The following is a 20,740-nucleotide window of genomic DNA, read 5'->3' on the forward strand; positions in this document are numbered from 1 at the left end:
GACGTATAGGGCCTGACGCCTGCCCGGTGCCTGAAGGTTAAGAGGAGGAGTGCAAGCTCTGAATTGAAGCCCAGGTAAACGGCGGCCGTAACTATAACGGTCCTAAGGTAGCGAAATTCCTTGTCGGGTAAGTTCCGACCTGCACGAATGGCGTAACGACTTCCCCACTGTCTCCAGGATATGCTCAGCGAAATTGAATTCTCCGTGAAGATGCGGAGTACCCGCGGTTAGACGGAAAGACCCCGTGCACCTTTACTGCAGCTTCAGAGTGGCATTAGGAAAGAACTGTGTAGCATAGGTGGGAGGCTTTGAAGCGATGACGCCAGTTGTCGTGGAGCCATAGGTGAAATACCACCCTGTTGTTTTCTGATGTCTAACCTCGCACCGTTATCCGGTGCAGGGACCCTCTGTGGCGGGTAGTTTGACTGGGGCGGTCGCCTCCTAAAGAGTAACGGAGGCGCGCGATGGTGGGCTCAGGACGGTTGGAAACCGTCTGTTAGAGTGCAATGGCATAAGCCCGCCTGACTGCGAGACTGACAAGTCGAGCAGAGACGAAAGTCGGTCATAGTGATCCGGTGGTCCCTCGTGGAAGGGCCATCGCTCAACGGATAAAAGGTACGCCGGGGATAACAGGCTGATGATTCCCAAGAGCTCATATCGACGGAATCGTTTGGCACCTCGATGTCGGCTCATCACATCCTGGGGCTGGAGCAGGTCCCAAGGGTTTGGCTGTTCGCCAATTAAAGTGGTACGTGAGCTGGGTTCAGAACGTCGCGAGACAGTTTGGTCCCTATCTGCCGTGGGCGTCGAAATTTGAGAGGAGTTGACCCTAGTACGAGAGGACCGGGTTGAACATACCTCTGGTGTACCTGTCGTCCTGCCAAGGGCGCAGCAGGGTAGCTATGTATGGACGGGATAACCGCTGAAAGCATCTAAGCGGGAAGCCTCCCTCAAGATAAGATTTCTTCGAGCGGTCGTAGACCACGACCTTGATAGGCCGGATGTAGAAGTGTGGTAACATATGGAGCTAACCGGTCCTAATTGCTCTGATCGCGCCTGAGAGTCCCACCATCAATGACAATGCTGGAAACAGCGTCAGCCATTGAGCGTGGTGATCACCTCAAGCCAGATAACAAATAGACTTACCAATAGTGCACGGCATCGATTAACAACCCAAAGCGCAAGCTTCATTGCTTGGTGACCATAGCGTCTGTGACCCACCCGATCCCATCCCGAACTCGGCCGTGAAACCAGTCTGCGCCGATGGTACTGTGGCTCAAGCCCCGGAAGAGTAGGGCGTCGCCAGGCATTGAAGCTTGCGCTTTAGGAAATTAAACCCAATCACATGTCTCACAAAAGGGCGGCCCATAAAGCCGCCCTTTTGCCTTTGGTGACGCGGGATGGAGCAGCCCGGTAGCTCGTCAGGCTCATAACCTGAAGGTCGTAGGTTCAAATCCTACTCCCGCAACCATAATTCCAAAAACGAAAACCCCCAGCGTGCAATACGCCGGGGGTTTGTCGTTTATGTGGCGCGCGAGCCCAAAGACGCCAGTTTGTCTCGGCTGCGCTTGGCAGCAGAGTCTGGTGGATGTGCGGCATGCCTTCGTAGACATCGAGCACGGCCATCTGGCCAGCGATCCGGATAGCTTGATAGAGCCTGACGGCGTCGCTCAGCGCAAGTTCCCGTGTACCCGCCTGAATCAATGTCGGTGGGATTGGCTGGGAATAGTCTGCAAACACCGGAGAGACATACGGGTTGACCCGGTCTTCCGGAGCTGCGTAGGCATTCGCCGCTGCTCGAATGGATTCCATCGATAGCGTTATATCCGCATCGGCGAGCGTGATTCCGGTGTCCCCGGACAGCGTCAGATCAGCCCAAGGCGACGCGATGAACAATCCAGCCGGTAGTGGCGCCTGCTCGTCGCGCAGGCGCCGCACCGTGCCAAGCACCCATCCGCCGCCTGCGGAATCGTCGGCGAACGCAATATTGCAAGCACCGATCCCGTCCTGTAGCAGCGACCGGTAGACACTCGCAACCTGCTCCGTCGTTGTCTGCCAGTTGCCCCGGGGGCGAGCGTGTAATCCACGGAGCGACTTCCAGGCCGGTCGCCTCAGCTGTGCTGGGAAGGCGATGATTGAGCGCGCTGACATAAGGGTGTATCCGCCGCCATGCGCGTAGAGAATTCTGCGGGATTGATCGAGAGTTTCGGGTGGCGCGATACGAACCACGGGTACGCAGCTAAGACGTCCTCTGAAATCTGCGCGCCGACACTCGCCGCGATGGCGGTCATCATCGGCGTGGCAATGGCAATCGACTGTGCGCGAGAGCATCCCAATCCTCAAGACTGCCCCCACGTGCGTTTAATGGAGGCATATCTTTCAGCGAGTCCATCAACTGGCGCAGTGCTTCCGCTGTCTTAGCTAATAGCGAACGGGGCAGTTAACACATCATCAGGCTTCCTCTCCATATTCAGGATGGTTGTGCCATTGCCAAGATCCGGCATGTAACCGCTTGTCCTGCTGATCTACCCGGTCTATCTTTGCTATCCGATTGGATCCTATCCACATGGATATATAATTTCAAGGTTTGCCATGTTCGGCGTCGGCCAGCCAAAACGGGAACGCGCACTTGAATGCGGTGGCGCTCCATCGATAATCGGCCAGGAGCATATGCATGCATGACCAGAGCCAACAGGATTACGGTCGCATCGCGCGGACGGCGCAACTGCCGAAGAAAGCGCAGTCCGGCCGCCGGAAATCGCGTGTTGAGCAAGGGGAAGAGACCCGGGCGCGCATCCTGCAGAGCGCGCTGAAACATTTTAGCGATAATGGGTACGCTGGCGCGTCCGTGCGCGACATCAGTGCAGATGCGGGGGTCACCCATGCCGTGATCCGCTTACACTTTGAAACCAAGGAAAACCTGTGGAAGGCGGCAGTCGATCACCTCTTCGCCTATCAGGAAGCGGCTGTCACTTCTTTCAGAACGGCGCCCGATGATCTTACTGTGGAGAGTTTTGTCGATTTGATCCGGGACTACGTCCGCTATTGCGCCGGGCACCCGGATAACATGCGGATCATGATCCACGAGACGATCAGGGATTCGGACCGGCTGCGCTGGGTCGTCGAAAAGCACCTCAGTCCGATCCACGAGGATCTTCGGCGGCTTTTTGAGCGTGCCGTTTCCCTTCGGATACTTCCGGCGGAGCAGATGGAGTCGCTGATGTACATTTTCATCTCTTCTTCCCAGATGATCTTCGCGCTCCGTAGCGAAGCCGGGCTGATACACGGCGTCGACGTGCTCGACTCCGCGTTTGTCGAGCGGCACGCCAATGCGATGGCGGCCTTGCTCGTCGGGAGCGCCTCGAAGATCCATGCCCCTGCTTAGCCGACATGAATGACGCCGGAGAGTATATGGAAATCTGGCCCGCCGACCTGATCGATGCGCCAGAACTTCTCGACGAGAAGGTCTGGGACACGAGTGTCATCGAAGGCAGACCGAACAGAATGATTTCCGGCATTCGGCGGCCGCGACTGGACGTCTTTCGGCCCGCCACGCCCAATGGGTCCGCTGTGCTTGTCATGCCGGGCGGCAGCTACGCTCGCCTCGCCATCGACAACGAGGGTTATGAGGTGGCTCGCCATCTTGCCGATCACGGTTATAGCGTGTTCGTCCTGACATATCGGTTGCCCTGCGACGGGTGGGCGGAAGGCGCCGATGTCGCGCTCTGTGACGCCCAGCGTGCAATACGCGTCATCCGCCACCATGCCGCCGCGTTGAACCTTCCCATGAAAAAGCTGTGCGCGTTGGGATTCTCGGCGGGCGGGCATCTCTGCGCCGAACTGATGATCCAGAATGAGGCGGTATATAGTCCGGTCGATGCGGCAGATGGGTTTAGCGCGAAACCGGACCTTGCGGCCCTTATTTACCCGGCGACCACGATGCAAACTCCTTACCGCCACGATGGGGTGCGCAACAATCTGCTTGGGCCGAACGCGAACGCAGCGTGCGAGATCGCCCGCTCGCCCTATCTTCACGTCCAGCCTGACAATCCTCCCACGTTCATCGTCCACGCGGAAGACGATCCGTCGGTGCCCGTCGAAAATGCGCTGCTGCTTAGTTCGTCGCTCCGTTCTGTCGGCGTGAGTTGCGAGACTCACCTGTTCCCTGAAGGCGGCCATGGTTTCGGTATAGGCTTCGCACCAGGGCGGTCGGTGGAGCCGTGGCCGAAACTGCTTGTTGGATGGCTATCGCGGCAATGCGCATGACGCGCTTGATGGCGCCTCTGCCGGGCTTTGCCTGATCGAAGCGCAGCCGTGTAATCGGCGTGATGAGGCCTGTGCGCAGCGTCGTCTTTTCAAACATCAGCATGGCTTTAACGGACGCCACGGATGAAGAAGGCGCGCGCAACGCGAGCGGTTGTATAAGACGACGCGCTTGCCGTTCCAGAACAATCAGAAGTTGCGTTTCACGGTCAAGCCATGATGCCGCCCTGGGAACGGCCATAATAAACGCCGTCCACGTAGATGCCGACGCCGGGATCGCCGGTGATCATGCTCAGCGACTTAGCATTCTTCGCGTGATTTGAAGCTGATGACGGCGTTCAGTTGGTATTTGCGATTTCCAGGATGTGCAGAGCCAATTGTCGAGCCGAAGCCGCTGCGATTGGAGTCGCTCAGCTGTACAAAGCGGTGAACAACCTCACTTTGATCTTGGCCGTTATGAGCGCGTGCATCGCTGCTCGAACTGCAGCTGGAAAAGCTGGAATTGTTTTTTATGGCTCGTAAGGTAAATTCCAAGCGAGGATCAGCTTGGGTTGAGCGACACATTTTGACCCCTCCAAAGTCTAATTTACGGGGAAGCTTCAATGTCAGATAAAATAAAACAGCCGCGCGAACTGGAGGATTTGCTGGAAGCGATCCGCGCGCGTTATGATGAGTTGAGTGATCGCCTGCAGCGTATAGCGCGGCACATTCTTGAGGAGCCCAACGACATTGCGTTCGAGACACTGGCGGTAGTCGCGGAGCGTAGCAATGTGCAGCCGTCCGCCATCGTTCGCTTCGCACAGGCATTCGGCTTTTCTGGCGCCAGCCCAATGCAGCGCCTGGTGCGAGAAGGCCTGCTGCGCGAAGATCGTTCCGTCGGTTATGCCGAACGTATTCGCCAGCACCGATATTCAACCTCTGACGAACCGGAAGGCCCCCGCGAACTTTTGTCGGAATTCGTCCAGGGCAATATTCTGGCCTTGGAAAATCTCAATCATGCATTGGGTTCCCGGGAACTGTCCGAAGCGATCGAGATGCTTCATAAGGCCGAAACCGTGTTCGTAGCAGGCTTCCGCCGGTCATTTCCGGTAGCGACCTATCTTGCCTATATGTTGGGGCAAGCGGGGAAGCGGACCGTGCTCGTGGATGGCCTTGCCGGGCTACAACTTCAGCAGGTTGGCGGCCTTCGCGCCGGTGACCTGATGCTGGCCATCAGTTTTGCCCCCTATAGCCACGAAACTCTGAGCCTCGTGGAGGCAGTAAAAGGCCAGTGCCCCGTCGTAGCTATTACCGACAGCGTCATCGGTCCCATTGCGAAGGAGGCGGATTTGATCCTCCAGGTCCGCGAATCGGAGGTGCGGGGTTTCCGTTCTCTGGCCGCGTCCATGTGCCTGGCACAATCGCTCGCAATCGGCATGGCGGCACTGCGCGACGAATCCACGGCGGCCGAACAGCCCGCAAAAAGCTTACAACCTACTATTTGAGCTATTGCACTATAGGTTCTGATCCAATATAAAGTGGAATGTAATTTCCATAGGAGAGGAATGGTGGGGCAGCCGATTGGTGGGGACGCTGTATTTGCGGGAGATAGTGTAGCGCCCCCGGCCGATGCGTGGCGGACTGTAGACGGTCTCTTCGAGGACGTTATCGAGCGCGGCTTGCTGAGCGGCGCCGTGACGGCGGCATGGCACGGGAACTCCCTTGTGCATCGTTCAGCTTTGGGCTGGCGTGACGTCGCGACCCGTGATGCGATGCGGCAGGATAGTATCTTCAGGATCTATTCCATGACGAAGCCGATAACGGCGGCCGCGATGATGATCTTGTGGGACGAGGGCAAATGGGCTCCTTCTGATTTGATTGCCGACCATCTTCCTGAGCTTGCCGGTCTGCAAGTGCTGGAGGCTGGATCCACCGCAGAGGCTCCAATGCTGGCGCCGCCGACCGTGCAGCCGACGCTGGAACATCTGATGACGCATCAGGCCGGGTTCACCTATGGCTTTACCGACGAACCGGTGGACCAGCTTTTCCGCGCGGCGCATGTGCCGGTTATTCCTCACAGTGTCAGCGCGGAAGAATATCTGGCCCGCCTGGCGCGGGTGCCAATGGCTTTTCATCCGGGCACGGGTTGGCGATATGGCGTATCGATGGATGTTCAGGGCCTCGTCATCGAACGGCTGAGCGGCATGACCCTGCGCGATTTCATGCGCCAGAGGATTTTCGAGCCTTTGGGGATGGTCGATACCGACTTCATCGTGCCGGACGAAAAGCGTCACCGGCTTGCTACGCTTTACTCGCTGGCGGGCGATGCGATGGTGGAAATGGAGCACGGTGCCGAGCGGCTGCACTATGATAATGTCGCGGGCCTTTCGCCCAGCGACCTGATCCCGCCCTGTGACAAAGAGCCGCTGCTGGCATCCGGTGGAGGCGGCCTTATGTCCACCGCAGCCGACTATCTTCGCTTCGGACGGATGCTGCTGGGTAAGGGGGAATTGGACGGCAACCGGATCGTCAGCCGGGAAGCTGCCGAACTGATGATGCGCAGCCACACGCCCGATCATCTATTGACGGGGGATTTTGGCACCGCTCCGCACGGGCTGCGTCCCGGCTATGAATATGCCTATAACGGCATAGTGGTCACTGACCCGGAAAAGGCGGACGTTCGTCTTGGGCGTGATACTTACTTCTGGGATGGTGCGGCAGGTAGCTGGTTCTGGTGCGATCCGCAGAACGACCTTGTGTTCGTGTGCATGGTCCACCTGTTGACGGATGCCGAACGGCTGGCGCTCCAGTTCCAAAGTCGCGGGATCGTCGCTGACGTTCTGAATGAATTGAACGGGAAGGGCGCCGCGTCCACCGTCCCGATGCACGTGGCAGGTGAGCAATGAGCGGCTTTTCGACTGGCGTGCGTGCGCTCGATCTTATCACCCTCGGCCGGTCGGGCGTGGACCTTTATGGCGAGCAGGTCGGCGGCCTGCTGGAAGATATGGGTTCGTTCGCCAAATATGTAGGTGGAAGTCCGACCAATAGCGCCATCGGCGCGGCGCGGTTAGGCCTTGACGTTGGCATCATCACCCGGGTCGGTTCGGACCATATGGGTCGTTTCATCCGGCAGCAGTTGGAGGCGGAAGGCGTCGACGTGGCGGGGGTCGTCAATGATCCGGAGCGGCTGACGGCGCTCGTCATTCTGGGCATCCGCGATCCGGAAAGCTTTCCGCTGATCTTCTACCGCGAAAACTGCGCCGACATGGCGTTGTGCGAAGAGGATATTGATCCTGGCTATGTGGCGTCTGCCCGGGCGTTGCTGATCAACGGCACCCACCTGTCGCAACCCAATGTCCGCGCCGCGACGCTAAAGGCAGTGCGGGCGATAAAGGATGCGGGCGGGCGCGTCGTCTTCGACATTGATTACCGCCCGGTTCTGTGGGGCCTGGCGACGAAGGATAATGGCGAGGACCGTTTCGTTTCCAACGCGCAGGTCACGCAGGAGCTTCAGCAAGTTCTGCCGCTATGCGACCTGATCGTCGGAACGGAAGAGGAAATCCATATCCTGGGCGGAACGACCGACACGGTCGCCGCCTTGCGCAAGATCCGCGAGAACAGCGGCGCGCTTCTGGTGTGCAAGCGAGGTCCCGATGGATGCGTCGCTTTCCCGGCGGGGGTGCCCGATCAGTTGGATCAAGGTGTTGTCGGCAAGGGCTTTGCGATCGAGGTTTTCAACGTTTTGGGCGCGGGGGACGCGTTCATGGCGGGATTCCTGCGCGGTTGGCTGCGCGACGAGAGCATTGAGCAGTGTTGCACCTATGGCAATGCGTGCGGCGCCATCGTGGTGTCACGCCATGGCTGCGCTCCGGCTCAGCCGAGCGCGGAGGAGTTGCGCGTGTTTCTCTCCCGCAATGACTGGCCGCTGCGGTTACGCGACAGTGCGGCGCTGGAGCATGTCCATTGGGCGACCAACCGGCTGACCGGCTATGACAAGCTGACGGTGCTGGCGATCGACCATCGCGCCCAGTTCGATGAGCTTGTCGAAGAGCTTGGCACCAACAATCTGGATCGTGTGACCGAGTTCAAGGAACTGGCGTTGCGCGCCATGGCCCAGGTCGCGGGGGGCGAAGACGGCTTCGGCCTGCTCGCTGACGGACGTTATGGCCGGTCCGCGTTGGAGAAGGCCGCTGGCGGCCGCTACTGGATCGGCCGTCCGATCGAGCTGCCGGGGTCGCGACCGCTGCGGTTCGAAGGCGGGCAGGAAGCCGCGACGATCCTTGCCGACTGGCCGCTCGACCATGTCGTCAAATGTCTGGTCTTCTATCATCCCGACGATCCGGCGGACCTTCGCGCCGAACAGGATCGGCAGATATTGAGCCTGTTCGAAGCGTGCCGGGCCACCCGTCATGAGCTGTTGCTGGAGGTCATTGCGTCCAAGCACGGCCCGGTCGGAATTGATACCGTCGCGCAGGTAATCGAACACATCTACGGCCTGGGCGTTTATCCTGACTGGTGGAAGCTGGAACCCGCGGTCGATCCTGCCACCTGGACGGCGATAGAAAAGGTCATAGCGGCGAACGACCCCTATTGTCGGGGCATATTGCTGCTAGGGCTGGCATCTGATGAAGAGACGCTGCTGGCCGGCTTTGCCGCAACGGCCAACAGTCCGATGGTCAAGGGCTTTGCCGTTGGCCGCACCATTTGGGTGGAGCCCGCCATGCGCTGGTTCAAGGACGAGATTGACGACGACACGGCCATCGCACAGATGGCGGCCAGCTTCAGCGTGCTGGCGCGGGCGTGGCGCGACGCAAGGCAGGACCCAGCATCATGAGCGGAGAAACCATCAGGCTGACGATGGCGCAGGCGCTCGTGCGGTGGATGGCGGCGCAACGCGTCGACATTGACGGCACGGAACAACCCTTCTTCGCCGGGGTGTGGGCGATCTTCGGACATGGCAATGTCGCGGGCGTCGGAGAGGCGCTGGCGGAGATCGGCGACGCCCTTCCCACCTATCGCGCGCATAATGAGCAGGGGATGGCCCATGCCGCCATCGCCTTTGCCAAGGCCAACCGCCGCCAGCGCGTGATGGCGTGCACGACGTCGATCGGGCCGGGCGCCACGAATATGGTGACCGCCGCCGCACTCGCGCATGTGAACCGCTTGCCCGTGCTGTTCCTGCCCGGCGACGTCTATGGCAGTCGCCTGCCCGATCCGGTGCTTCAGCAGATCGAGGATTTCGGTGACGGCACGGTGAGCGCAAGCGACTGCTTCCGCCCGGTCAGCCGCTATTTCGACCGCATCACCCGGCCCGAACAGATATTGGACGCCGCGCCCCGTGCCATGGCAGTGATGATGGACCCGGCACGGTGCGGCCCGGTCACGCTGTCGCTTTGCCAGGATGTTCAGGCGGAGGCTTTCGACTGCCCGGTCAGCTTCCTTGAGCCGCGCGTGTGGCGGCAGCGGCGTCCTCATCCGGACGTGGGCGAGTTCAGTGCGCTGGTGCAGGCAATCCGCGCGGCGCAGCGGCCGCTGATCGTCGCGGGTGGCGGTGTTCTTTATTCCCGGGCTGAAGAGGCGCTGACGGCGCTGGCGCAAGCCACCGGCATTCCGGTCGCGGAAACGCAGGCGGGCAAGGGCAGTCTGGTCGCCAGCCATGCTCAGGCGCTGGGATCGATCGGCGTTACCGGCACCAGCGCCGCAAATCGCGCGGCGCGGGAGGCTGATCTGGTGATTGGCCTTGGCACCCGGTTGCAAGATTTCACCACCGGATCGCGCACGTTGCTTCCGGCGCAGCTGTTTCAGGTCAATGTCGCCGCCCATGATGCGCACAAGCATGGCGCTCAGAGCGTCGTGGGCGACGCGCGGGAAGTGATAGAAGAGCTGGCATTATCGCTCGACAAATGGCGTGTGCCGCAGGCGTGGGAGGACGCTAACGAAACCGCGCGGGCCGAATGGAACCATGCGGCGGACGCTGTCATGGCGCCATCGGACGCGCTGCCTTCCGATGCGCAGGTGATCGGCGCTGTTACCCGCAATGCGCCCGACAACGCCGTGGTGGTCTGTGCCGCTGGGGGTCTGCCGGGTGAACTGCACAAGCTGTGGCGCGTTCGCAAGCCGGGCGGTTATCATGTCGAATATGGCTTTTCCTGCATGGGCTATGAGATTGCGGGTGGCCTGGGCGTCAAGATGGCCGATCCCAGCCGGGAGGTCTTCGTACTCGTCGGTGACGGCAGCTATTTGATGCTGAATTCCGAGTTAGCGACTTCGGTCATGCTGGGAATGAAGATCACCGTCGTGCTGCTCGACAATGGCGGTTATGGCTGCATCAACCGCTTGCAACAGGCGACTGGCGGCAGGCCGTTCAACAATCTGCTCGCGGATTCCAGGCAAGAGGTTCTGCCGCCTGTCGATTTCGCTGCCCATGCCCGCAGCCTTGGCGCGCAGGCGGAAAAGGTGTCGGGCATCGCGGCGCTGGAAGAGGCGCTGGGTCGCGCCGCCGCGTCACGCAGCAGCTATGTCATCGTGCTGGAAACCGACCCCGCAATCACGACGCAATCGGGGGGGCACTGGTGGGATGTCGCGGTGCCGCAGGTGTCGACTCGCGCGGAAGTCGTTGAGGCGCGTGCCCGCTATGAGGATATGAAGAAGAGGCAAATGCCATGACGATACGTTGGGGCGTAAGCCCGATCGCCTGGGCGAATGACGACATGCCCGAACTTGGGGGCGACATCACGCTGGACACGCTGCTGAACGAAGTACGGCAGATCGGTTTCGAGGGGGTGGAACTTGGCTGCAAGTTCCCGCGTGATGCCGCCACCCTTCAGCCCATCATGGCCTCGCACGGGCTGGACATCATCGGCGGCTGGTATTCCACCAATCTGCTGGTCCGGGACGCCGACGCCGAGATCGAGGCGATGGCCGACCACCTCGCCCTGCTGGAGGCGATGGGGTCACAGGTCTTCATCGCAGCCGAGACATCGAACGCGATCCACTGCGATCGCTCCCGGCCGCTCGACGCCCATCCCCGGATCGACGATCAGGCGTGGGAACAGTTTGGAGCGCGGCTGAACGCTGTCGCCGCCTATGTGAATGAGCGCGGGCTGCGTTTTGCCTATCATCATCATCTGGGCACGGTGGTGGAGACCGGCGATGAACTGCGGCGCTTCTTCGAAGTTACGGGCGATCATGTCGGCCTGACGCTCGACACGGGTCATTCTCTGTGCGGCGGCATCGATCCGCTGAAGGTCATAAGCGAACGGCCCGAGCGGGTGAGCCACGTCCATTGCAAGGATGTGCGGCGGAACCGGTACAATCGCCTCCGGGCTGGCGGCGCGAGCTTCCTTGATGGCGTCGTCAGCGGCATGTTCACCGCGCCGGGTGATGGCGTCTATGATTATGAGCCGTTCCTGGGCGCCCTCGCCAGCGTCGGTTATGACGGATGGATCGTCATCGAGGCGGAACAGGATCCCGCCCTCGCCAATCCCTATACCTACCAGCAGCTTGGTCTGCGCACGCTGCGGAATATTGCGGCCGAAGTGGGGCTGGCGGCATGAGCCTCAAGGTCCCAAGCCATGAGCCTGATGCGCAGGGCGTCGTGCTCGACATCACGCCGGAAAGCGCGGGATGGCGCTATGTTGGCTTCAAGGTTGTCCATCTTGCCGCGGGGCAAGTCTATGATGGGGGTGAAGAAGGCCGCGAAGCATGCCTGGTCATCCTGTCCGGCATCGTTGATGTGACCGCCGGAGAGGAGCGGTTCGAGCGGATTGGTGGGCGGGTTGATGTATTCGCCGGACCTGCAACCTCGGCCTATGTCCCCGCAGGGACCATCTACAGCATCCGGGCAGCGAGCGATGCGGAAGTCGCGATCTGTACTGCTCCGGGCGGTGGCAATCGTCGTCCGCGTGTCATCGCGCCGGAAGACGTAAGGTTGGAGACGCGAGGGCAGGGCACAAACCAGCGCTTCGTGCGCAACATATTGGATGACGCAGGCGACGCGGAAAGCCTGCTGGTCGTGGAAGTCATCACTCCCGGCGGCCATTGGTCAAGCTATCCGCCGCACAAGCATGATCGAGACGCCTGGCCGCAGGAAACCTTCCTTGAGGAAACCTATTATCACCGCCTGTCGCCGCCGCAGGGCTTTGCCTTCCAGCGAGTCTACACTGACGACCGCTCGATCGACGAGACCATGGCCGTTGAAGACGGTGACGTGGTGCAGGTGCCGCGCGGCTACCATCCCGTCGGCGCGCCGCACGGCTACGACCTTTATTATTTGAACGTCATGGCTGGCCCGCGTCGCGACTGGGTGTTCGCCAATGACCCCGCGCATGAGTGGATCGCGCGCGGCGCGCCGTCAGGGCCTGACACGGGAGAATGAGTTGCTGACCTTCGTTCGTGTGCTTGCCGGGCGAAGTGAACCAAAAGTTTTGACGTCTATCGCCTGTCCAGCCCCGCCGGTGGAGATCTGCACTTTATCCATGGCGGCGGCTGGGCGTCCGTGAGGGCAGGGAGCATCCCCGCCCTCAATCTACGCGACGGCGTTGTGCAAAGATGATGAGGAAGATTTGACCATGACCGTAGAAGCCGAAACGCGAAACATTCCCCACTTCATCGGGGGGCGTGCGGTGACTGCTACCGCGTCTCGCACCAGTGATGTGTTCGACCCGAACAGTGGCCAGGTGCAGGCACGGGTGGCGCTGGGAACCGCCAGCGAATTGCAGCAGGCGGTCGATGCCGCTCAAGCGGCGCAGCCCGCATGGGCGGCCGTCAATCCTCAGCGCCGGGCTCGCGTCATGTTCGAGTTCAAGCGGCTGGTCGAACGCGACATGGACGAACTTGCCCATCTGCTTGCGTCCGAACATGGCAAGGTGGTCGCCGACGCCAAGGGCGACATTCAGCGCGGCCTTGATGTCGTGGAGTTCGCTTGCGGCATTCCCCATTTGCTGAAGGGCGAATATACGCAGGGCGCTGGCCCCGGCATCGACGTCTATTCGATGCGCCAGCCCATCGGCATCGGTGCAGGGATCACCCCCTTCAATTTCCCGGCGATGATCCCGCTGTGGATGAGCGCCGTCGCGATGGCCTGCGGCAACGCCTTCATCCTGAAGCCTTCGGAACGCGATCCGTCCGTTCCGATCCGCCTGGCGGAGCTTTTCATGGAGGCCGGGCTGCCTGCGGGCATTTTCCAGGTCGTTCATGGCGACAAGGAAATGGTGGATGCCATCCTTGATCATCCGGCGATCAGCGCGGTCAGCTTCGTCGGTTCTTCCGACATCGCCCATTATGTCTACCGGCGCGGGGTCGACAACGGCAAGCGGGTGCAGGCCATGGGCGGCGCCAAGAACCACGGCATCGTCATGCCCGACGCCGATCTCGACCAGGCGGTGGCTGACCTTTGCGGCGCGGCATTCGGTTCGGCTGGCGAACGGTGCATGGCGCTGCCGGTTGTGGTTCCGGTCGGACAGGAAACGGCCGAGCGGCTGAAAGCAAAGCTGGTCCCCGCCATGGAGGCCCTGCGTGTGGGCGTCTCCACCGATGCGGAGGCGCATTATGGTCCTGTAGTGACCGCGCAGCACAAGGCGCGCATCGAACAGTGGATCCAGACCGGTGTGGATGAGGGCGCGGAGTTGGTCGTCGATGGGCGCGGCTTCTCGCTTCAGGGGCATGAGGACGGCTTTTTCGTCGGCCCCACCCTGTTCGATCATGTGACGCCGGACATGAGCGCGTACCGGGAGGAGATTTTCGGCCCCGTGTTGCAGATGGTGCGGGCCGACAGCTTTGAAGACGCGCTGGCTCTCCCGTCCCAGCATCAATATGGCAATGGCGTTGCCATCTTCACGCGCAATGGTCACGCCGCACGGGAATTTGCAGCGCGGGTGAATGTCGGCATGGTTGGCATCAACGTGCCGATCCCGGTGCCGGTCGCCTATCACAGCTTTGGCGGCTGGAAGCGTTCGGGCTTTGGCGACCATAACCAGCATGGCGAAGAAGGCGTGCGTTTCTGGACGAAGGTGAAGACCGTGACGCAGCGCTGGCCGAACGCATCGGGCGCCGCTTCGGGATCGTCGCTGTCCGATGCCTTCATGATCCCGACGATGAAATGACGTTTCCGCAGGCCCGGTTCACGCCGGGTCGGCAATCAGGTGGAGCAGCTTCTCTTGACCACGCAAGAACTCAGCCAAGTTGTCGGAGCTTCGGAGCCTTGCCTGCGTGACGACACGATCGGCGAAGCACTCGACCGCGCCGCACAGCGCTGGCCCGATGAGGATGCGCTCGTCGCACGGCACGGCAATGTTCGCTACAGCTGGTCGGAACTGAAGGCCGCCACGGATGACTTCGCCGCAGGCCTGCTCGCGTTGGGGGTGAGACCGGGCGATCGGGTTGGCATATGGGCGCCCAACTGCGCCGAATGGACCATCGCTCAGCTGGCGACTGCCCGTGCGGGTATGATCCTGGTCAATATCAACCCGGCCTATCGCGTCACGGAGTTGGAATATACGCTGGCCAAGGTGGAAGTGACGGCGCTGATCTGCGCGGCCTCGTTCAAGACCAGTGATTATCTGGCCATGACGGAGACGTTCGTCACGCACTTTGGCGGGCGACCGGGAGAGATTGTGTCGGTCGGCCTTCCAGCGTTCCGCTATGCCATCAAGATCGGCGGTGATCCGCGTCCGGGCTGGCTGGATTTTAGAGAGGTTGCGGACCTGCGGACGGCAGCTTCGGAAGCGGAACTCGTCGGTATCGCTGCAACGCTGAAGGCGGACGATCCGATCAACATCCAATTCACCAGTGGAACCACAGGGGCGCCAAAAGGCGTGACCCTTTCGCACCACAACATTCTCAACAACGCGTTCATGTGTGGCCGTGAGATGGGCCTGGTGCCAGGCGAGCGCATTTGCATAGCGGTGCCGCTTTACCATTGCTTTGGCATGGTGATGGGCAACCTTATGAGCATGCTCCATGGCGTCACCATGGTCTATCCCTCACCCGGTTTCGATCCGCTCGCGGTGCTGGAAACCGTGGAAGCGGAACGCTGCACGATATTGCACGGCGTGCCTACGATGTTCATCGCGGAACTGGAGCATCCTGAATTTGCGCGCTTCGATCTGTCCTCCTTGCGAACCGGGTTGATGGCAGGCTCGCCCTGTCCAGAAGAACTGATGCGCAAGGTGATGACGCGGATGCACATGCGGGACATCGGCATCGGCTACGGCATGACGGAAACCAGCCCGTTGAGCTTTCAGACCTCGCTGGACGATCCGGTCGAAGCCAGGGTCGCCACGATCGGGCGCATTCAGCCCCATATCGAAGCCAGGATCGTGCATCCCGAAACGGGCGAGATTGTCGCGCGCGGGGAGCCGGGTGAGCTTTGTATTCGCGGCTATTCCGTGATGCTCGGCTATTGGGGCGATCCTGAAAGGACGGCGGAGGCAGTCCGCGACGGCTGGATGCACACCGGCGACCTCGCCACGATCGATGACGCGGGTTATGCGCGGATCGTTGGGCGCATCAAGGACATGATCATCCGTGGCGGCGAAAATATCTATCCCCGCGAACTGGAAGAGCTGCTTTACCTCCACCCATCCGTGCTGGACGTGCAGGTCATCGGCATCGTGGACGATCGGTTCGGCGAAGAGGTAATGGCCTGTGTGAAGCTCCGCGACGGCGAGCAGGAAGATGCTGAATCGATCATCACATTCTGCCGGGAGCGCGTGGCCCATCATAAGGTGCCGCGCTACGTTCGCTTCGTCGACAGTTTTCCCATGACCGTATCGGGCAAAGTGCAGAAGGCCCGGCTGCGCGAGATGATGGAGGATGAGCTGGCGAAAGCCCGCCAATAGAGAAAATGAGCGCTGTGTTTCAGCGCGCAAACAACAATATCCTGTTTTAGGAAAGGTATTCCATGTCTGAAATCGCTCTGATTGGCGCTGGCAGGATTGGCAAGATTCACGCTGCGAACATCGCCGCCAATCCTCGCTTGACATTGTCGCGGGTCGTTGATCCGTTCGGTGGGGCGGAAGAACTGGCTGGGCGCTATGGCGCGCGTGTTTCGACGGTGGAGGAAGTCTGGGCCGACCCTGCGATTAGCGGCGTGGTGATCGCCAGCGCGACTGACACCCATCTCGACTATACGCTGGAGTCCATCCGTGCGGGAAAGCATGTCTTCTGTGAAAAGCCGCTGGACCAGGATGCTGGCCGTGCTGCTCAGGTCCAGCAGGCCGTTGCAGGGAGCGACCGGCATGTCCTGCTCGGCTTTAACCGGCGGTTCGACCCCAGCTTCGCCAGCCTGCAGCGACGCTTGAAGCAGGGCGAGATCGGCGCGTTGGAGACGCTGCACATCATCAGTCACGATCCAGCGCCGCCGCCCGCATCCTATGTCGCTGTATCGGGCGGCATCTTCAAGGACATGTCGATCCATGATTTTGACATGGCCAGCTGGCTTCTGGATGAAGAGATTGAAAGCGTCTTTGCTTCAGGCGCTGTGCTGATCGATCCTGAAATAGGCGCGGCGGGCGATTTCGACACCGCCAAGATCCTGCTGCGCACAGTCAGCGGCAAGATCTGCGTCATCTCCAACAGTCGCCGCAGCGGCTACGGCTATGACCAACGCATCGAAGCCTTCGGGTCGAAGGGCATGATCCGGGCCGAGAACAAGTTGGAAAGCAGCGTCCAGACCTGGACTGAGGGAGGCGCGCGATCGGATTGCTTCCAGAACTTCTTCCTCGATCGTTACGCCGAAGCCTATGCGATCGAGGTGGAGCATTTTGCCGATATCATCGAGGGCAAGGCAATGCCCGTCGCCGATGAAAGCGACGGCATCAAGGCGCTCATCCTTGCCGAAGCCGCGGAGCAGTCGGCGCGCAGCGGAGCAGTGGTCAAGCTGACCGGCCACGCAGACCGTTGAAACCAAAAAAGATCAAGGAGATACTGATATGGCGTTAGATCCAGTACTGCAGCAGATCATCGCACAGCTTCCGGTGCCCACGTCCGACAAGATCGACCATGAAGTCATGCGCCGTGATATGGATGCCATGATCGCGATTTTTCATGGGCCCGACGGTCCCATTGAGGTCGGATCGGTCGAGAACATGGATATTGCAGGCGATGGCGGGCCGGTGCCGCTTCGCATCATACGCCCTCTGACTGCTCCTACAGGAACCATGCATCTGCTGCACGGCGGCGGCTGGGCATTTGGTAGCATTGAATTCATAGAGCCGCTGGCGCGGCGGCTCGCGAGGGATCTCTCGATGGTCGTAGTGGCGAGCGGATATCGGCTCGCTCCTGAAAATCCCTTTCCCGCGGGGTTCAACGATTGTCTTGCCGCTGCGCGCTGGACGATGGAGCATGCTGCTGAGCTCGGTGGCGCGGGGAACCCGACCGTGATTGCTGGAGAGAGCGCCGGAGGGAACCTGGCGGCGGCAGTGGCCCTGGCGCTGGCTGAGGAAGGGCGCGGGAATTTCGACGCCCAACTGTTGTTCTTCCCGGCGGTTGATCTGCGAGAAGAGGGAGCGAACTATCCGTCCCGTATCGCCAATGCGGATCCGACCTTGCGTACCGAGATTCTGCCTCAACTGGTGCGCGACTATTGCGGTGCGCACAATCCGGCAGATCCCCACATATCGCCGCTTGTGTCAGGACAGCTGGATACAGTACCGCCTGCGGTCATCGTCGTGCTGGAGGTCGATCCGCTCCGCGACGAAGCCGTTGCCTATGCCGATCGGCTGCGAGAGGCGGGTGTCGATGTCGAATTGGTGAAGTTCGATAATCTGACCCATGGTTTTAACAATCTGTGCGCGCTGGTGCCAGCTGCGACCGAGGCCACAGAGGTGGTTGAGCAGCGCCTCATGACTTTGTTGGCCCGAAACATTCGGGACTGAAGCTCGGCGAAGTCATCGGCAACACGGAAAGTGGAGCGGGGAGGACTGATACCGAAGAGTATAAATTTTGTTCGTTGAGGAGGTCCATGATGGACGACGTGGCGCAATCCAGCATCCAGACTGGCGGCACTGATTTTACGTTCGATGTATCGCAGGCAATGGCTATCCTGGATTTTGACGAGACGGGCCATACCAATGCGGCGGTGATATGTTGCGACCGGCACGCGGCGGACAAATCGCGGGTCGCGTTGCGCCATCGCGGGATCGATGGGGTTACACAGGAGTGGACCTTCGCGCGGCTGGCCCATGACAGTGGGCGGCTCGCGGCTGCGCTGGCGTCCTTGGGTGTGAGCAAAGGCGACCGGGTGGCCGGACTGCTGCCGCGTTCGCCCGAACTGCTGATCCTGATCCTGGCGACCTGGCGGCTGGGGGCAGTTTACCAGCCTTTGTTCACGGCCTTCGGGTCCAAGGCCATCGAATATCGTCTGGAAACCGCCAACACCCGCGTGATCGTGGCGGACCAGGATAATCTTCCGAAGATTGCCGATGTCCCCTCATCGATTGAGCAGATCGTCGTCTCCTCTGGCGAAGCAGGCGCCAACCGCGACTTCTGGCGCATGATCGAGGATGAGGAGGACGGTCATCCTGCCGTGCCCTGCGGGCTGGACGACCCCTTTCTCATCATGTTCACATCTGGAACGACGGGTCCCGCCAAGCCGCTGCTGGTGCCGGTAAGGGCGATCGCTGCCTTTGCCGCCTATATGCGCGATGCGGTGGGGCTGCGGCCTGAAGACCGGTTCTGGAACTTCGCCGATCCGGGCTGGGCCTATGGCCTCTATTACGCTGTGACTGGCCCATTGGCTCTCGGCATGACGACGACGTTCAACCAGCGCGGATTCGACGTCGAAGACGCTTATGACACGATCGCAGACCTTGGCATCACCAATGTCGCAGGGTCGCCGACGGCCTACCGCTTGCTGCTGGCAGGCGGACCTGAAAAGGCGGCGCGGATCAAAGGTCAGCTTCGCGCCGTCAGCAGTGCGGGTGAACCGCTCAATCCCGAGATCATTCGCTGGTTCGACGAGCATCTCAGTGCGCCGATCTACGACCATTACGGCCAGACCGAAGTAGGCATGGTGCTGTGCAATCATCATGGGATCGATCATCCAATCCACATCGGGTCCGCCGGGTTCGCGTCACCGGGGCACCGCGTCGTCGTCTGCTCGCCTGAAGGAGAGGAATTGCCTCAAGGAGAGCCGGGCATCCTCGCGCTGGACCGCAAGGCGTCACCGATGATGTGGTTTTCCGGCTATCTGGGCCGGGAAACCGCGGCGTTCGTCGGCGACTATTATTTGAGCGGCGACACAGTCGAGCAGAATGAAGACGGAAGCATTTCCTTCATTGGACGGGCCGATGACGTCATCACGACGTCGGGCTATCGCGTCGGGCCATTCGATGTCGAAAGCGCTCTGCTGGAACATGATGCCGTGATGGAATCCGCCGTGATTGGCAAGCCCGATCCTGAACGAACCGAGATCATCAAAGCGTTTATCGTCCTCAATCAGGGCTACAGCGCGGAAGATCCCGATCTGGCGTCTTCGATCCAGCGCTACGTCAAAACTCGGTTGTCCGCCCACGCTTATCCGCGTGAAATCGCCTTTGTGCCGTCCTTGCCCAAGACGCCAAGCGGCAAGCTACAGCGTTTCCTGCTCCGGAATGAGGAAATCGCCAAGCAGCGGGATGCCGAACAGTCAACTCGCTGACGTCCCCGGACTGGGCGTGGCACCCGCCTAACGAACGATAGAATAAAAGAAAGATCGATCATGGACATCAATGGAATGGCTGCCGTCGTCACCGGCGGGGCGTCCGGCTTGGGCAAGGCGACGGCGCAGATGTTGGCGGAGCGGGGCGCCAAGGTCGCGATTGTCGATTTGAACGAGGACGTTGGTCGGGCAACGGCCGAAGCATTGGGCGGCATTTTCATCGCAGCCAACATCGCCGATGACGCCAGCGTTACGGCTGGTCTGGAAGCCGCCGAGCGTGCGCATGGCGTCGCGCGCATCCTCGTCAACTGTGCTGGCATCGCTCCGGCGGTGAAGACAGTGGGCAAGAATAACGAGCCGCATCCGCTGGACAGCTTTGTGAAGACGGTGACGGTCAACCTGATCGGCAGCTTCAATGCCATCGCCAAATTCTCCGCCCGGCTCGCTGCGGCGGACGAGATTGACGGCGAAAGAGGTGTCATCGTCAACACCGCATCGGTCGCCGCCTATGACGGGCAGATCGGGCAAGCAGCCTATAGCGCGTCGAAAGGCGGGGTGGTCGGCATGACCCTTCCGATCGCGCGCGATCTCGCCCAGCATAAGATTCGCGTGATGACTATTGCGCCCGGCATCTTCCTGACGCCGATGCTGGAGTCCTTTCCTCAGACGGTTCAGGATGCACTTGGCGCACAGGTGCCGCATCCGAGCCGCTTGGGCAAGCCGACCGAATATGCGCAGCTGGTGGAAAGCATTATTCGTAATCCCATGCTGAACGGCGAAGTGATCCGCTTGGATGGTGCGATTCGTATGGCGCCACGCTAATCTGAATTATCCGGATGCGATGCAGAAACGTGCACG

General features: G+C 60.6%; 15 protein-coding genes, 1 tRNA gene and 2 rRNA genes (1 of these 18 running past the window's edge). 17 read left to right on the forward strand and 1 reads right to left on the reverse strand.

The window, feature by feature from the left end; all coding sequences use genetic code 11:
- The 3 genes from ACZ5YV_RS16535 to ACZ5YV_RS16545 all read left to right on the forward strand — a co-directional run.
- Positions 1–1,061 (forward strand): 23S ribosomal RNA (locus ACZ5YV_RS16535); it begins 1,739 nt to the left of the window's first position.
- A 132-nt stretch (positions 1,062–1,193) separates the two neighbouring features.
- Positions 1,194–1,308: ribosomal RNA gene (gene rrf / locus ACZ5YV_RS16540) — 5S ribosomal RNA — on the forward strand.
- Positions 1,309–1,394: 86 nt separating this feature from the next.
- Positions 1,395–1,471, forward strand: a tRNA-Met gene (locus ACZ5YV_RS16545).
- On the opposite strand, the gene ACZ5YV_RS16550 is transcribed toward ACZ5YV_RS16545, so the two are convergent.
- Positions 1,450–2,331, reverse strand: coding sequence for an alpha/beta hydrolase fold domain-containing protein (locus tag ACZ5YV_RS16550; RefSeq protein WP_464789468.1), 882 nt, complete (start codon positions 2,329–2,331; stop codon positions 1,450–1,452). The genes ACZ5YV_RS16545 and ACZ5YV_RS16550 overlap by 22 nt on opposite strands.
- 343 nt (positions 2,332–2,674) lie before the next feature.
- Here ACZ5YV_RS16550 and ACZ5YV_RS16555 point away from each other — a divergent pair, with 343 nt between their 5' ends.
- From ACZ5YV_RS16555 to ACZ5YV_RS16620, 14 genes are all read left to right on the forward strand, one after another.
- The gene (locus ACZ5YV_RS16555; protein ID WP_464789469.1) at positions 2,675–3,385 is read left to right on the forward strand and encodes a TetR/AcrR family transcriptional regulator; all 711 of its coding nucleotides are present in this window, start codon (positions 2,675–2,677) and stop codon (positions 3,383–3,385) included.
- Positions 3,386–3,390: 5 nt separating this feature from the next.
- Positions 3,391–4,266 carry an alpha/beta hydrolase gene (locus ACZ5YV_RS16560; RefSeq protein WP_464789470.1) on the forward strand — a complete coding sequence of 292 codons (876 nt, stop codon included), beginning with the start codon at positions 3,391–3,393 and terminating at the stop codon, positions 4,264–4,266.
- Between the two features lie 638 nt (positions 4,267–4,904).
- Entirely contained in the window at positions 4,905–5,747 is an 843-nt protein-coding gene (locus ACZ5YV_RS16565; protein WP_464789471.1) for a MurR/RpiR family transcriptional regulator, read from the forward strand.
- 60 nt (positions 5,748–5,807) lie between these two features.
- A complete protein-coding gene (locus ACZ5YV_RS16570) occupies positions 5,808–7,148 on the forward strand; it encodes a serine hydrolase domain-containing protein (protein ID WP_464789472.1) in 1,341 nt (446 codons plus the stop codon).
- Positions 7,145–9,076, forward strand: a complete 1,932-nt coding sequence (locus tag ACZ5YV_RS16575; protein ID WP_464789473.1) for a bifunctional 5-dehydro-2-deoxygluconokinase/5-dehydro-2-deoxyphosphogluconate aldolase — start codon at positions 7,145–7,147, stop codon at positions 9,074–9,076. Before ACZ5YV_RS16570 ends, ACZ5YV_RS16575 begins: the two co-directional genes overlap by 4 nt.
- Complete coding sequence (gene iolD / locus ACZ5YV_RS16580) at positions 9,073–10,908, forward strand: 3D-(3,5/4)-trihydroxycyclohexane-1,2-dione acylhydrolase (decyclizing) (protein ID WP_464789474.1); 1,836 nt, start codon at positions 9,073–9,075, stop codon at positions 10,906–10,908. Before ACZ5YV_RS16575 ends, iolD begins: the two co-directional genes overlap by 4 nt.
- Positions 10,905–11,798 carry a myo-inosose-2 dehydratase gene (gene iolE, locus ACZ5YV_RS16585; RefSeq protein ID WP_464789475.1) on the forward strand — a complete coding sequence of 298 codons (894 nt, stop codon included), beginning with the start codon at positions 10,905–10,907 and terminating at the stop codon, positions 11,796–11,798. The genes iolD and iolE overlap by 4 nt, the downstream gene beginning before the upstream one ends.
- The gene (gene iolB / locus ACZ5YV_RS16590; protein ID WP_464789476.1) at positions 11,795–12,619 is read left to right on the forward strand and encodes a 5-deoxy-glucuronate isomerase; all 825 of its coding nucleotides are present in this window, start codon (positions 11,795–11,797) and stop codon (positions 12,617–12,619) included. Before iolE ends, iolB begins: the two co-directional genes overlap by 4 nt.
- Before the next feature lie 193 nt (positions 12,620–12,812).
- A complete protein-coding gene (locus ACZ5YV_RS16595; RefSeq protein ID WP_464789477.1) occupies positions 12,813–14,345 on the forward strand; it encodes a CoA-acylating methylmalonate-semialdehyde dehydrogenase in 1,533 nt (510 codons plus the stop codon).
- A gap of 54 nt (positions 14,346–14,399) precedes the next feature.
- Positions 14,400–16,082, forward strand: a complete 1,683-nt coding sequence (locus ACZ5YV_RS16600) for an AMP-binding protein (protein WP_464789478.1) — start codon at positions 14,400–14,402, stop codon at positions 16,080–16,082.
- A 62-nt stretch (positions 16,083–16,144) separates the two neighbouring features.
- Positions 16,145–17,146: an inositol 2-dehydrogenase gene (iolG, locus tag ACZ5YV_RS16605; RefSeq protein ID WP_464789479.1), complete on the forward strand. Its 1,002-nt coding sequence runs from the start codon at positions 16,145–16,147 to the stop codon at positions 17,144–17,146.
- Between the two features lie 28 nt (positions 17,147–17,174).
- Positions 17,175–18,119, forward strand: coding sequence for an alpha/beta hydrolase (locus ACZ5YV_RS16610; RefSeq protein ID WP_464789480.1), 945 nt, complete (start codon positions 17,175–17,177; stop codon positions 18,117–18,119).
- A gap of 86 nt (positions 18,120–18,205) precedes the next feature.
- Positions 18,206–19,882 (forward strand): AMP-binding protein, encoded by a 1,677-nt coding sequence (locus ACZ5YV_RS16615; RefSeq protein ID WP_464789481.1) that lies wholly within the window; start codon positions 18,206–18,208, stop codon positions 19,880–19,882.
- Between the two features lie 60 nt (positions 19,883–19,942).
- Positions 19,943–20,704 (forward strand): SDR family NAD(P)-dependent oxidoreductase, encoded by a 762-nt coding sequence (locus ACZ5YV_RS16620; RefSeq protein WP_464789482.1) that lies wholly within the window; start codon positions 19,943–19,945, stop codon positions 20,702–20,704.
- The last annotated feature ends 36 nt before the right edge of the window (positions 20,705–20,740 follow it).

This window comes from Sphingobium sp. TomTYG46 (genome assembly GCF_055396345.1).